The 13,011-nt window shown below is 65.1% G+C and carries 11 protein-coding genes; 3 read left to right on the plus strand and 8 right to left on the minus strand.

Translation table 11 applies throughout. The features are described from left to right. Positions 1-78: 78 nt before the first annotated feature. Positions 79-2,478, plus strand: coding sequence for a membrane-bound PQQ-dependent dehydrogenase, glucose/quinate/shikimate family (locus AC0KXH_RS04125; RefSeq protein WP_488224211.1), 2,400 nt, complete (start codon positions 79-81; stop codon positions 2,476-2,478). A 590-nt stretch (positions 2,479-3,068) separates the two neighbouring features. Here the strand turns inward: AC0KXH_RS04125 and AC0KXH_RS04130 are convergent. Both AC0KXH_RS04130 and AC0KXH_RS04135 read right to left on the minus strand, forming a co-directional pair. Beyond that, on the minus strand, positions 3,069-3,521 hold the full coding sequence (locus tag AC0KXH_RS04130; protein WP_488224212.1) for an REP-associated tyrosine transposase: 453 nt from the start codon (positions 3,519-3,521) through the stop codon (positions 3,069-3,071). A gap of 114 nt (positions 3,522-3,635) precedes the next feature. After that, positions 3,636-5,219, minus strand: a complete 1,584-nt coding sequence (locus AC0KXH_RS04135; RefSeq protein ID WP_041103878.1) for a peptide chain release factor 3 — start codon at positions 5,217-5,219, stop codon at positions 3,636-3,638. 406 nt (positions 5,220-5,625) lie between these two features. Here AC0KXH_RS04135 and AC0KXH_RS04140 point away from each other — a divergent pair, with 406 nt between their 5' ends. After that, the gene (locus AC0KXH_RS04140; RefSeq protein ID WP_041103879.1) at positions 5,626-6,786 is read left to right on the plus strand and encodes a type III PLP-dependent enzyme; all 1,161 of its coding nucleotides are present in this window, start codon (positions 5,626-5,628) and stop codon (positions 6,784-6,786) included. A 43-nt stretch (positions 6,787-6,829) separates the two neighbouring features. On the opposite strand, the gene AC0KXH_RS04145 is transcribed toward AC0KXH_RS04140, so the two are convergent. Both AC0KXH_RS04145 and AC0KXH_RS04150 read right to left on the minus strand, forming a co-directional pair. Further along, positions 6,830-7,585: a tetratricopeptide repeat protein gene (locus AC0KXH_RS04145; RefSeq protein WP_213150187.1), complete on the minus strand. Its 756-nt coding sequence runs from the start codon at positions 7,583-7,585 to the stop codon at positions 6,830-6,832. Further along, positions 7,578-8,258 carry a Fe2+-dependent dioxygenase gene (locus tag AC0KXH_RS04150; protein ID WP_200627941.1) on the minus strand — a complete coding sequence of 227 codons (681 nt, stop codon included), beginning with the start codon at positions 8,256-8,258 and terminating at the stop codon, positions 7,578-7,580. The genes AC0KXH_RS04145 and AC0KXH_RS04150 overlap by 8 nt, the downstream gene beginning before the upstream one ends. A 134-nt stretch (positions 8,259-8,392) precedes the next feature. Between AC0KXH_RS04150 and AC0KXH_RS04155 the strand changes: the two genes are divergently transcribed. After that, positions 8,393-10,672: a TonB-dependent receptor gene (locus AC0KXH_RS04155; RefSeq protein WP_312201784.1), complete on the plus strand. Its 2,280-nt coding sequence runs from the start codon at positions 8,393-8,395 to the stop codon at positions 10,670-10,672. Between the two features lie 51 nt (positions 10,673-10,723). On the opposite strand, the gene AC0KXH_RS04160 is transcribed toward AC0KXH_RS04155, so the two are convergent. The 4 genes from AC0KXH_RS04160 to ytfE form a co-directional block, all read right to left on the minus strand. After that, complete coding sequence (locus tag AC0KXH_RS04160; RefSeq protein WP_041103885.1) at positions 10,724-10,915, minus strand: hypothetical protein; 192 nt, start codon at positions 10,913-10,915, stop codon at positions 10,724-10,726. 66 nt (positions 10,916-10,981) lie between these two features. Then, entirely contained in the window at positions 10,982-11,659 is a 678-nt protein-coding gene (locus tag AC0KXH_RS04165) for a Crp/Fnr family transcriptional regulator (protein ID WP_041103887.1), read from the minus strand. 87 nt (positions 11,660-11,746) lie between these two features. Continuing rightward, a complete protein-coding gene (locus AC0KXH_RS04170; protein ID WP_488224213.1) occupies positions 11,747-12,223 on the minus strand; it encodes a DnrO protein in 477 nt (158 codons plus the stop codon). A 46-nt stretch (positions 12,224-12,269) separates the two neighbouring features. Further along, entirely contained in the window at positions 12,270-12,929 is a 660-nt protein-coding gene (gene ytfE, locus AC0KXH_RS04175; protein WP_488224214.1) for an iron-sulfur cluster repair protein YtfE, read from the minus strand. Positions 12,930-13,011 lie beyond the last annotated feature (82 nt).

Here is a 13,011-nt window from a genome sequence, read left to right on the forward strand (position 1 = left end):
TCCACTGAATGCCGGGGGAGTCTTTGTGTCAGAACGTTTCGCTCCCGGATTTCCAGAACAAGACGGTGGAGGCACTGCATGAGCATCGATCACGGGCCACGGCCCCTGCGAATCACCCTGACGGCCCTGGTGGTGGTGGTGCTGGGCGTGGTGCTGGCTGTAGGCGGCGGCTACCTGGCCACATTGGGCGGCTCCTGGTACTACCTGATCGCCGGTGTCGGGCTGCTGCTGGTTGCCGGGTTGCTGTTCGCTCGCCGACGCGCCGCGCTCTGGCTCTATGCCGCGCTGTTGCTCGGGACACTGGCGTGGACGCTGTACGAAGTCCGTTTCGACTGGTGGCAGCTGGCGCCGCGCATCGACCTCTGGTGCCTCCTCGGGCTCTGGCTGATCCTGCCTTTCGTCAATCGCCATGTCGGCCGCCGGCGGGTCTGGCGTGACGGTGCCAGTGGCCTGCTTGGCGTGGGCCTGTTGGCCGGCGCGCTGATGGCCGGCTACTCGCTGACGCAGGACTACCACTCGATCGAGGGCCAGTTCAGCGACGCGCAGATGCAAGGCCTTGCCCCGGAAGGCCAGGCCGGCCGTGAGGCCGAAGCATGGACCGCCTACGGTGGCTCTGACCGCGGTAACCGTTACTCACTGGCGGACCTGATCACGCCGCAGAACGTCGGCAAACTGAAGAAGGCCTGGGAATTCCACACCGGCGACCTGCCGGGGCCGAACGATCCGGGCGAGTTCACCTACGAGGTCACGCCGCTGAAGATCGGCGACAACCTCTACCTCTGCACCCCTCACAGCATCGCCATCGCCGTGGACGCCACCACCGGAGAGGAGCGCTGGCGCTTCGACCCGAACATCAACCGCGAGGCCGAGTATTACCAGCACATGACTTGTCGGGGGCTGGCCTTCCACGACGCGACCCGCTACGCCGCGAGCCCCGGCGATACCGGGCAGGGAGCGGCGCGTTGCGAGCGCCGCCTGTTCCTGCCGACCAACGACGGTACGCTCGTTGCCCTGGACGCCGACGACGGCAAGCCCTGCGAGGACTTCGGCGATGCCGGCGTGGTGGATCTCAAGGCCGGCCTGGGCGAGGGCGCGCTGGGTGTCTATCTGCCGACTTCGCCGCCGGTGGTCACCGAAAGGCTGGTCATCGTCGGCGGCTCGATCACCGACAACGGCGCGGTGGATTCGCCCGGGGGCGTGGTTCGCGCCTACGACGTGCGCAGTGGCGAACTGGTTTGGAACTTCGACCCGGGCAACCCGGACGCCACCGAGCCCCTGCCACCGGGAGAGACCTATACGCGCAGCACGCCGAACTGGTGGACGACGTCGGTGGCCGACGAGTCGCTGGGCCTGGTCTACATCCCCACCGGCAACCAGACGCCCGACCAATGGGCGAAACCGCGCACACCCGAGACGGAGCGCTTCACCGCTACCCTGGTCGCGCTGGAGCTGGCGACCGGAAAGGTGCGTTGGGAATTCCAGACGGTGCACCACGACCTCTGGGACCGCGACCTGCCTTCGCAGCCAACGCTGGTCGACATCGACGGGCCGCAGGGTGTGGTGCCGGCCATTGTCCAGCCGACCAAGCGTGGTGACCTCTACGTGCTCGACCGGCGCACCGGCGAGCCGATCGTGCCGGTCAAGGAGATCCCCGTTCCGCAGGGCACCGATTACGGCGAATTCACCGCGCCGACCCAGCCCACCTCGGCTTTGAGCTATGCGCCACAGGCACCGCTGCGCGAGCGCGACATGTGGGGTGGCACGCCGCTGGACCAGATGATGTGTCGCATCGAGTTCCGCAAGCTGCGCTATGAAGGTGACTTCACGCCGCCGTCGGAGCAGGGCTCGCTGATCTACCCGGGCAATGTCGGGACCTTCAACTGGCCGTCCGTAGCGGTCGATCCACACCGCCAGCTGTTGTTCGGCGCGCCGAACTACCTGGCCTTCGTCTCGACCATGGTCAAGCGTAGCGAGGTCGCTCCGGATGAGCGCACCGGCGGCGGCGAAACCGGCCTGCAGCCGAACCTGGGCGCGCCCTACATGGTGACGCTCAAGCCCTTCATGTCGGTGATTGGCCTGCCTTGCCAGACGCCGCCGTGGGGGTATGTCACCGCGCTCGACCTGCGCAGCATGAAGAAGGTCTGGCTGCACAAGAACGGCACCAGTCGTGACAGCGCGCCTCTGGGGCTGCCTTTCCCGGTAGGTACGCCGGCGCTGGGCGGGCCGATCGTCACCGCGGGCGGGGTGGCCTTCATGAGCGGCACGCTGGACTACTACCTGCGGGCGTATGACCTGAAGACCGGCGAGCAGCTATGGAAGGGCCGCCTGCCCGCAGGTGGCCAGGCCACGCCGATCACCTACGTGTCGGAGAAAAACGGCAAGCAATACGTGGTGCAGATGGCCGGTGGGCATGGCTCGTTCGGGACGGAGATCGGCGATTCTCTGGTCGCCTTTGTGCTGGATGAGAAAGCGGAGTAGCGAGCGGGGGAGAGCGGGCTCAGGCTTGGTCCCGCAGGCTTGCGCGCCGGCTTTTGTAGGAGCGAGCTCGCTCGCGAAGCTGGCGGGGACGCAGCGGGTCGTGAGTGTCCGGTCGGTCCGGAGTCGTTGCAGAACTTCTCTGATCGCCTGGCCTGAGCCGCCGGAGACAGGCCTTTCGCGAGCGAGCTCGCTCCTACGGGCAGGCTTGCTGGCTTTTGTAGGGGCGAGCTTGCTCGCGAAGCCGGCGGGAGCGCAGCGGTCCGTGCGTATCCGGTTGGTTTGGAACCTTTGCAGAGCGCCCCGGCTCGCCTGGTCTGAGCCGCCGGAGACAGGCTTTTCGCGAGCGAGCTCGCTCCTACGGGCAGGCTTGCTGGCTTTTGTAGGAGCGAGCTCGCTCGCGAAGCTGGCGGGAGCGCAGCGGTCCGTGCGTGTCCGGTCGGTTTGGAGCCTTTGCAGAGCGCCCCGGCTCGCCTGGTCTGAGCCGCCGGAGACAGGCTTTTCGCGAGCGAGCTCGCTCCTACGGGCAGGCTTGCTGGCTTTTGTAGGAGCGAGCTCGCTCGCGAAGCTTCCAGGCAGGACGGGCCCTCTCGTCACAACCAGGCGGCGTCCCAGAGTGGGTAATCGGCGAGACGCCTGACCAGCCCAGCGCGCAGTGGGTTTGCCACGATGTACCGCGCAACACTGCGCAGATCTTCGTCGTTTCGCACAGCGCGGTCGTGATAGCCCTTCTGCCAGATCGCCCCGTGACTTCCGCGCAGGCGGTTGGTGGCGATCGCGCTCCGCGATTTCAGGCCTTGCATCAACTGGCCTAGCGAGCCGCTTTTCAGCTGCACGAGCCAATGCAGATGATCTGGCATGACGACCCAGGCCAGCGAGTCGACCGCGTGTGACTGACCGATCCTATGGATTTCCTGCGCTAGCGATGACGCGGCGGGCCAGTCTGCGAACAGGGTGGTGCGATTAAGCGTTACGCAGGTTAGGACGTAGGTCTGATTGGGCAGGCTGACCCGCCCCTTGCGCAGGTCGCATCCATGAAAGCGCATTCCGTTGCGTCTCTTTCAGTTGTCGTAGTGCTTCGCGAGCAAGCTCGCTCCTACAGGGCACGGACTCGTAGGAGCGAGCTTGCTCGCGAAGCATTTGCCGTTGGCCGCGTCGTCTCAGTGGTGCTCGCGGGTGGCGCGGAATTTCACGTCCGGCCAGCGCTCTTCCATCAGGCTCAGGTTGACCCGGGTCGGCGCCAGGTAGGTGAGGTGGCCGCCGCCGTCGACGGCGAGGTTCTCGTAGGCCTTGTCGGTGAATTCCTTGAGCTTCTTCTCGTCGCTGCACTCGATCCAGCGCGCCGACCAGACGTTGATCGCCTCGTAGGCGCACTCGACCTTGTATTCCTCCTTCAACCGGCTGGCGACCACGTCGAACTGCAGCACGCCCACCGCGCCGAGGATGATGTCGTTGTTGCGCTCGGGAAAGAACACCTGGGTGGCGCCTTCCTCGGCCAGTTCCTGCAGGCCCTGGCGCAGCTGCTTGGATTTGAGCGGGTCCTTCAGGCGCACGCGGCGGAACAGTTCCGGGGCGAAGTGCGGGATGCCGGTGAAGCCCAGCACTTCGCCTTCGGTGAAGGTGTCGCCGATCTGGATGGTGCCGTGGTTGTGCAGGCCGATGATGTCACCGGCCCAGGCCTCTTCCAGCATCTCGCGCTCGCTGGAGAAGAAGGTCAGCGCGTCGGCGATCTTGAGGTCCTTCTTCAGCCGCACGTGGCGCATCTTCATGCCCTTCTCGTAACGGCCCGAGCAGATGCGCATGAAGGCGATGCGGTCGCGGTGCTTGGGGTCCATGTTCGCCTGGATCTTGAACACGAAGCCGCTGAACTTCTCTTCCACCGGCTCGACCACCCGCTCGTGGGCGGCGCGCGACAGCGGCATCGGCGCCCAGTCGACGATGGCGTCGAGCACCTGGTCGACGCCGAAGTTGCCCAGCGCGGTGCCGAAGAATACCGGTGTCATCTCGCCCTTGAGGAACGCCTGCTCATCGAACTCGTGGCAGGCACCCTGGACCAGTTCGAGCTGCTCGACGAAATCGTCGTACATGTCGCCCAGGTGCGCGCGGGCCTCGTCGGAGTCGAGCTTGTCGATGACCTTCTGCTCGGTGCGCTCATGGCCGTGGCCCGGCACGTAGACGATGATCTTGTCTTCGCGCAGGTGATACACGCCCTTGAAGTCGCGGTAGCAGCCGATCGGCCAGGTGATCGGCGCGGCCTTGATCTTCAGCACCGCCTCGATCTCGTCGAGCAGTTCGATGGGGTCGCGGATGTCGCGGTCGAGCTTGTTGATGAAACTGACGATGGGCGTATCGCGCAGGCGGCAGACTTCCATCAGGGCGATGGTGCGCGGCTCCACGCCCTTACCGCCGTCGAGCACCATCAGCGCGCTGTCCACCGCGGTCAGGGTGCGGTAGGTGTCTTCCGAGAAGTCTTCGTGGCCGGGGGTGTCGAGCAGATTGACCATGTGCTCGCGGTAGGGGAACTGCATCACCGAGGTGGTGATGGAGATGCCGCGCTGCTTCTCCATTTCCATCCAGTCGGAGGTGGCGTGACGGTCGGACTTGCGCGACTTCACGGTCCCGGCGACCTCGATCGCCTTGCCCATCAGCAGCAGCTTCTCGGTGATGGTGGTCTTGCCCGCGTCGGGGTGGGAAATGATGGCGAAGGTACGGCGCTTCGCGACTTCGGCGGCCTGAGTGGTCATCTGAATAAGGAACCCGTCGACGGAGTAGTCGGTCTGTCAAAAAAGGCGGGGATTATAGCGGCAAACGACAGCGCCTGTGGCCCGCTCGCCCCTTCGCAAAGCCAGGATTTGTGCAGTTTCCAGGACGCTTTGTTGAGTATCGAGAACAACCGCCAGCGGATGGCCGGTCGGGGCGTTTTTTTGGTTGATCTGGGCCCCCCTTGGTCCTAAAGTTCGCGCCCGAACGTCCATGCTGGCAACGATCCATCCGGCTCAAGTACTGACGACGAGAGATCACCCGTGATACTCGGCGACATGCCTTGGGAAGTAGGCGAACCAAAGTGGGGAAACTGATCAGGCGTTCGTGACGGGCCGTATGCGCCCACTCCCTAATTTCGATTCCGTTTCCCGATTTCGGAGCCCTGGCATGATCAAGATCGAAGACTATTACCCTCGCGCCACCTTTCAGAAGATGAAGGCCTTCGCCGACCAGCACGAAACCCCCTTCGTGGTGATCGACACCGAGACCATCAGCAAGGCCTATGACGATCTGCGCGGCAGCTTCGAGTTCGCCAAGATCTACTACGCAGTCAAGGCCAACCCGGCGGTCGAGATCATCGACCTGCTCAAGGACAAGGGTTCGAGCTTCGACATCGCTTCGATCTACGAGCTGGACAAGGTGATGTCCCGCGGCGTCGGCCCGGAGCGCATCAGCTACGGCAACACCATCAAGAAATCCAAGGACATCCGCTACTTCTTCGAGAAGGGCGTTCGCCTGTTCGCCACGGATTCGGAGGCCGACCTGCGCAACATCGCCAAGGCCGCGCCGGGCTCCAAGGTATACGTGCGCATCCTCACCGAAGGCTCGACCACGGCCGACTGGCCGCTGTCGCGCAAGTTCGGCTGCCAGACCGACATGGCCATGGACCTGCTGATTCTCGCCCGCCAGCTGGGCCTGGAGCCCTACGGCATCTCCTTCCACGTCGGCAGCCAGCAGCGCGACATCTCCGTGTGGGATGCGGCGATCGCCAAGGTCAAGGTGATCTTCGAGCGCCTGAAGGAAGAGGACGGCATCGTCCTGAAGATGATCAACATGGGCGGCGGCTTCCCGGCCAACTACATCGCCAAGACCAACGACCTGGAAACCTACGCCGCCGAGATCATCCGCTTCCTCAAGGAAGACTTCGGCGACGAGCTGCCGGAGATCATCCTCGAGCCGGGCCGCTCGCTGATCGCCAACGCCGGCATCCTGGTCAGCGAAGTGGTGCTGGTTTCGCGCAAGTCGCGCACCGCGGTCGAGCGCTGGGTCTACGCCGATGTCGGCAAGTTCAGCGGGCTGATCGAAACCATGGACGAAGCCATCAAGTTCCCGATCTGGACCGAGAAGAAGGGCGAGATGGAAGAAGTGGTGATCGCCGGCCCGACCTGCGACAGCGCCGACATCATGTACGAGAACTACCGCTACGGCCTGCCGCTGAACCTGGCCGCCGGCGACCGCCTGTACTGGTTGTCCACCGGCGCCTACACCACCAGCTACAGCGCGGTGGAGTTCAACGGCTTTCCGCCGCTGAAGGCCTACTACATCTAAGCCGCGCCGCCGGTTGAAGAACGCCCCGCTTGCCGGGGCGTTTTCATGTCCGGGCGCCGCTGGCGAGGGCGGCGCGGCGCGCGGCGTAGGCGGCGACGATATCCTCGAGTTCGGGGAGCGCCGCGGCGCGCAGCGCGGTCAGAGCCGTGTCGATGAATTTAAGGTGGCCGTTCGCCAGGGCCAGCTGCAGCCAGTGGCGGGCATCGGCCAGGGCGCCTTGCGCCAGCAGCACCGCGGCGTGGCTGAACTGGCCGCGAAAGTCACCGGCTTCGGCCGAACGTCGGTACCAGGCGCGGGCGGCTGCCGGGTCAGCGGCGACGCCAAGCCCGTCTTCCAGACAGCGCCCGACCAGGTTCATCGACTTGGCGTGGCCAGCCTCGGCGGCCTGCCGGTAGAGGCAGTAGGCCGCCGGCAGATCCTGCGGCACGCCGCGCCCGGTGGCCAGCAGGTTGGCCAGGTTGTAGCAGCCCCAGTCGAGCCCCAGCGCGGCGGCGCGGCGATAGAAGGTCGCCGCCTCGGCGACGTCGGCCCGGCAACCCCAGCCGTGCTCCAGGCAGCGCCCGGCCATGTTGCTCGCCATGGCATGGCCGCGCGCCGCGGCGATGCGAAACCAGCTCAGGGCCAGTCGCGGGTCGGCCTCGATGCCGTGACCATCGAGCAGCAGCTGGGCGAGCAATGCCTGGGCGTGCGCATCGCCCGTGGCGGCGCCGTTCAGCGCCAGGCGTGCCAGGGCCCGGGGTTCGTCGCCAAGGGCACTGATGTCGACGGCCTCGCATCGGCGCAGGCGGTGCTCAGACATCGACCCAGCGGCGCAGCAGGTTGTGGTAGGTGCCGGTCAGTTGCACCAGGGATGGGTGGTCCGGCACATCGGCAGTCAGTTTCTGGATGGCCTGATCCATTTCGTAGAGCAGGGTGCGCTGGGCATCCTCGCGCACCAGGCTCTGGATCCAGAAGAACGAGGCCAGCCGTGCGCCGCGGGTTACCGCTTCGACCTTGTGCAGGCTGGTGCTGGGGTAGAGCACCATGTCGCCGGCAGCGAACTTCACCCGCTGCGTGCCATAGGTGTCCTGGATAACCAGCTCTCCGCCGTCGTATTCGTCGGGTTCGCTGAAGAACAGCGTCGCCGACAGGTCGGTGCGCACCCGCTCGGCGCTGTTGCGGACCTGGCGCACCGCATTGTCGATGTGATAGCCGAACTCGCCGCCGGCCGTGTAGCAGTTGAACAGCGGTGGGAACACCTTGTTCGGCAGCGCTGCGGACATGAACTGCGGATGCTGCCAGAGCCGCTGCAACATCGCCTCGCTGATCTCGCGAGCCAGCGGATCGTCCTCGGCCAGCTGCAGGTTGTGTTTGGCGCGCGCCGACTGGTAGCCGGCGGTGACGCGGCCATCGAGCCATTCGGCCGCTTCGAGCGCGGCGCGGATGCGGGCCACCTCTTCTGCAGAAAAGACTTGGGCGATGCGTAGCAGCATGGGCGATACCCCTGCGAGTGATAAAAGTTCGCGTTTGCAGTTCTCAAGCGGGGGCGGAATGTATCAGAATATATTCTCAAACAATATGAATTATCGTTTTGCTTTGCATAACATTCTCAAGGATGCCTTTATCGATGTCGCGTCAAATCCCGGAACCGAATTCCCCTCGCTTGTTTGCTTCTGCCTTGGGCGCCGCTGTCACTGCCCTGTCGCTTCCTGCTGCCGCCGGTGCCGGTCGGCCCGCCGACGAACCGGTGGCGCTGGACGCCGTGACCGTGGTCGGCGACCAACAGGAGGCCTACAAGGCCGACGAATCGGCATCCAACAAGTACACCGCGCCGCTGCGTGAAACACCGAAGTCGGTCACCGTGATCACCGACCAGGTGATTCGCGACACGGGCTCGCTGAGCCTGGTCGATGCGCTGCGTACCACTTCGGGCATCACCTTTGGTGCCGGCGAAGGTGGCAATCCGGCAGGCGACCGGCCGATCATTCGCGGCTTCAATGCCGAGAGCGACACCTTTATCGACGGCCTGCGCGATGTCGGCTCGCAGACCCGCGAGATCTTCAATATCGAGCGCATCGAAGTGAGCAAGGGGCCGGGCTCGGCCTATACCGGCGCGGGTTCAACCGGCGGCAGCCTCAACCTGATCAGCAAGACCGCGAAGCAGCAGGACTTCGGTGATGCCAGCTTCACCTACGGCTCCGACCAGACGCGCCGTTACACGCTGGACGTCAACCGGGTGCTGGCTGACAACGTCGCCGGGCGCCTGAACCTGCTCAAGCATGAAGCCAACGTCGCTGGGCGCGACGGTGTCGAAGTGCGCCGCTGGGGCGTGGCGCCGACGATTACCTTCGGCTTCGACACACCGACGCGGGCAACGCTGTCCTACTATCATCTGGAAACCGATGACATCCCCGATTACGGACTGCCGCTGACCGATGCCACCGCGCCCGACTCGGTGCGCAAGCCGGTTGCGGTCGACCGTGACAACTTCTACGGGCTGAGCAACCGCGACTACCGCGACAGCACGACCGACGCCGGCACGCTGAAGCTCGAGCACGACCTCAACGACAGCCTGACGCTGCTCAACACCACGCGCGTGGTGCGCACCACGCTCGACTACATCGTCACCACGCCGAACGACTCGAAGACCGGCAACCTGTCGCAGGGCCTGGTCTATCGGGCCCCGAAAAGCCGCAATTCCACGTCCGAGGGCTGGGTCAACCAGACCGATCTCAAGGCACTGTTCGCCACCGGCGCGATCGAGCACAGCCTCGTCACCGGCGTGGAGATCAGTCGGGAGGGCGTTCACAATCGCGCCTACTTCATCAGCCCGGGCACCGCAGGCAGCACGTGCAGCCCGGCGCACGTGAGCAGCGGCGACTGCACCAGCCTGAGCAATCCGGACCATGAGGCGGCGTGGACCGGCAGCATCACCGATAGCAACGCCTTCACCGATACCGATACCGATACCCTGTCGGCCTATATCTTCGACACCTTGAAGTTCGACGAGCGCTGGTCGCTGAACGTCGGGCTGCGTTACGACGACTTCGAAACCCGGGCCAGCGGCGTGACCGTCACGCGCGGTACCAACACCGTCGACGGAACGACCGAGCTGGAGAACAAGAGCCATTTCTGGAGCTATCAGCTGGGCCTGGTGTTCAATCCGCTACCCAATGGCAGCGTCTACGCGGCCTGGTCGACCTCGGCCAACCCGGTGGGTGAAACTGCCGGCGAGGGCGCCAGCAATATCGCCGTGGCGACCGAGGAGCTGACGCCGGAGCGCAACCGCAACTACGAAGTCGGCACCAAATGGGACTTCTTCGACGACCGTCTGGGTGTCACGGCGGCGCTGTTCCGCACCGAGAAGACCAACGCCCGCGTACTCGAAGCCGACGGCACCACGAGCAACATTGGCGAAACCCGCGTCGATGGCTTCGAGCTGGGCCTCAATGGGCAGATCACGCCGAAGTGGAATGCCTTTGCCAGCTACACCTATCTCGACGGCGAGATCGTCGAAAGCGGCCGTGTGGATGTCAATGCGCGCCCTGGCAACGGTCCGGCCGATGTCGACTATGTGGTTGGCGGTGCCAACGGCAACGACATCCCGAACACTGCGCAGAACAGCTTCAGCTTCTGGAGCACCTACCAGTTGACGCCGGTGCTGACCGTCGGTGGCGGCGCCAACTATGTCGATTCGCGCTTCGGCGATGTCACCAACAGCGTCGAGGTGCCGTCGTACTGGCGCTACGATGCGATGGCGGCCTATCGCGTGAGCAAGCATCTGGATCTGCAGCTGAACGTGCAGAACCTGACCGACAAGCGCTATTTCGACCAGGTCTACACCAGCCACATGGCCCACGTTGCACCGGGGCGCACGGCGCTGTTGAGCACCAACTTCCACTTCTGATCGACGCAGACGAGAAAGGCCGCCCTTGGGCGGCCTTTCTTGCATCTGAAGTCAGGGCATGCTGCGAGGCAGCCAGGCGATCATCACCGCGCAGAACAGCGCCAGGGCGATGCAGAACCACAGGAAGCGCCGTTGACGGCGCGCGCCCGCACCGTCGGCAAGGGCTGGCAGGGGCATGCCGCAATGACGGCACTCGTCTTGCCCCGAGGGGTTGTCCCGTTGACAGTAAAGGCAGGCGGCCATGGTCTGTTTCCTCCGTAGCCGCAGGCTGTCACAGCCCGCGCTATACGCCCCATGACGGGAATCAAGTCACTCGAACTGTTCCAGGCGCTGCCGGTCGAGCACCGTGATCAGTCGGCCTTCCTGGGTGATGATGCCCTCGTCGATCAGGCGGCGGATGATCCGCGAGAAGGTTTCCGGCTGGATCGACAGATGCCCGGCGACCAGCTGCTTGGCCATCGGCAGCTCGAACGCAGTGGCCTCGGCGCGTGCCAGCTGGGTCATCAGGTAGCGCACCACGCGGTGCGTGGCGTTCTTCAGCGACAGCGTTTCGATTTCGTTGAGACGCTGATGCAGGCGCACGCAGAGCTTGCCGAGCAGGGCGAAGGCCAGGCGCTGGTTGGTCTCGAGCAGGCGCATGTACGCGGTGTTGGAGAACCGATAGACCTGAGTCGGGCAGACCGCCTGGGCCGAGGCTACGTAGTTGGGCGTGTCCATCAGCATCATCGCCTCGGCGAAGGTCTGCCGGTTGCCGATCACCTCGAAGACCTTTTCCTGCCCGTCCGGCGTCAGGCGGTAAATCTTCACCGCGCCCGAGATGACGAAGTAGAAGGAGTGGGCCGGCTCGCCCTGGTGGAACAGGTTGTCACCCTTGTCCAGGTTGAGCAGCTGGCTGGAGGCCATCAGTTCGTCGAGCTGCTCCTCGTTGAGCGGCTCGAACAGGTGATGGCTGCGGAGAATCTGGTGATGTACGCGATGAAGCACCATGCAAGGGCATCCTTTGTTCTAGGTCTGACGAGGCGCGCGTCGCTGACGATAGCACTGCGCGACGCGGTCTTTCGAGTTTGACGGCCGTCAGCGCCAGTGCGGTGCGTCGAACAGCTGCTGATAGCGGGCGAGCGCCGAGCGTGCCTGCCGCAGCGCGGCGTCGCGCTCGGCGCCGGGCCCGCGCAGCCGGTCGGCGGCGCCGAGAAGGTTGCCGAGCACGCCGTGCAGCGCCGTGTCGGCGGCTTCGGGCAGGCGACAGTTGGCCACGAGGTAGGCGCCGGCGGCTTCGAGTTCACCGGCGAGCACCGCGGCAGCCTGGTCGTCGGGTGCCATGCCGGCGCTCTGCAGGGCATCGCGGACCCGGCTCATGCCCTCGCGCAGCGCCGCATCGGTCGCGTGCCCGGCGCTGGCCGGCAGTGCCTCCTGCGCGCTGTGCAGGTGATGAGGTGCGGCGGTCGCGGCGGCTGCCATCGGGGTGGCCAGGCTCAGTGCCAGCGCGCTGGCGGCTGCCAATATCGAGGCCAGGGTCACGCCCCAGGCGAGCGGTTGGATCAGATGCTTCATCGGACGGCTCTCCTGGCCAGGCGGCGTGGTGCGCCGCCTGGCTCGGTTACTGCTGGGCACCGGCGAACAGGATGTTGTTCTCCAGGTGGATATGCTGCATGAGATCGTCACGCAGTTCTTCCAGGCCGCGGTACAGCGCGCGCCAGGTGTTGCAGGCATGCGCCGGCGGGGTGATGTCGTTGGTCAGCAGTGCCAGCTGAGCCAGCGCATTGCCATGCTGGTCGTGTTCGTAGCGCATCACCGAGATCGGGCCATCGGTCTGCGGGGTGCGCATGCCGCGCTGCAGCATGGGGAACAGCACCTGTTCCTCCTTGAGCATGTGGCTCTCGAGTTCCTGCTGCATGCACCAGAGGTGTTCGGCCAGCCCGTTGGGGCATTCGGGCTTGCTGCCGTGGACCTGCTCGACGCGGCTGGCGAGGCGGATCAGCTCCGGCAGCTGATCGCGGTGGCGCTCATGAAAGCGCGCGAGGATATGCTCGATCAGCTCGCCGGAACTGACCTCGCGCCAATCCGGGCCCTGCTGGGTGTCGCCCAGCGCGGCGAGTTCGTTGGCGATCTGCTCGGCATCCAGGCCGAGGCTGCTGGCGGCTTCGCGTAGCGGGACGTTGCCGCCGCAGCAGAAGTCGAGATGGTACTGGCGCAATACCCGGGTGGCCCCGGGAATCGAGCAGGCCAGGGTCCCCAGGGTTTCATCGATCAGGTTCATGGCAATTTCCTGTGAGAGGTTGCGGCTACCAACGCAACCGGCATGCCATGTGTAACCCTTTGATAAAACAAGCTATTCCAGC

The organism is Stutzerimonas sp. CXK-1 (genome assembly GCF_057738225.1).

Bases quoted from the DNA above. Each gene is read 5' to 3' on its own strand.
- AC0KXH_RS04160 (WP_041103885.1), bottom strand. From the start codon at position 10,915: ATGGCCGCCTGCCTTTACTGTCAACGGGACAACCCCTCGGGGCAAGAC.
- AC0KXH_RS04140 (WP_041103879.1), top strand. From the start codon at position 5,626: ATGATCAAGATCGAAGACTATTACCCTCGCGCCACCTTTCAGAAGATG.
- AC0KXH_RS04130 (WP_488224212.1), bottom strand. From the start codon at position 3,521: ATGCGCTTTCATGGATGCGACCTGCGCAAGGGGCGGGTCAGCCTGCCC.
- ytfE (WP_488224214.1), bottom strand. From the start codon at position 12,929: ATGAACCTGATCGATGAAACCCTGGGGACCCTGGCCTGCTCGATTCCC.
- AC0KXH_RS04170 (WP_488224213.1), bottom strand. From the start codon at position 12,223: ATGAAGCATCTGATCCAACCGCTCGCCTGGGGCGTGACCCTGGCCTCG.
- AC0KXH_RS04135 (WP_041103878.1), bottom strand. From the start codon at position 5,219: ATGACCACTCAGGCCGCCGAAGTCGCGAAGCGCCGTACCTTCGCCATC.
- AC0KXH_RS04150 (WP_200627941.1), bottom strand. From the start codon at position 8,258: ATGCTGCTACGCATCGCCCAAGTCTTTTCTGCAGAAGAGGTGGCCCGC.
- AC0KXH_RS04155 (WP_312201784.1), top strand. From the start codon at position 8,393: ATGTCGCGTCAAATCCCGGAACCGAATTCCCCTCGCTTGTTTGCTTCT.
- AC0KXH_RS04125 (WP_488224211.1), top strand. From the start codon at position 79: ATGAGCATCGATCACGGGCCACGGCCCCTGCGAATCACCCTGACGGCC.
- AC0KXH_RS04165 (WP_041103887.1), bottom strand. From the start codon at position 11,659: ATGGTGCTTCATCGCGTACATCACCAGATTCTCCGCAGCCATCACCTG.
- AC0KXH_RS04145 (WP_213150187.1), bottom strand. From the start codon at position 7,585: ATGTCTGAGCACCGCCTGCGCCGATGCGAGGCCGTCGACATCAGTGCC.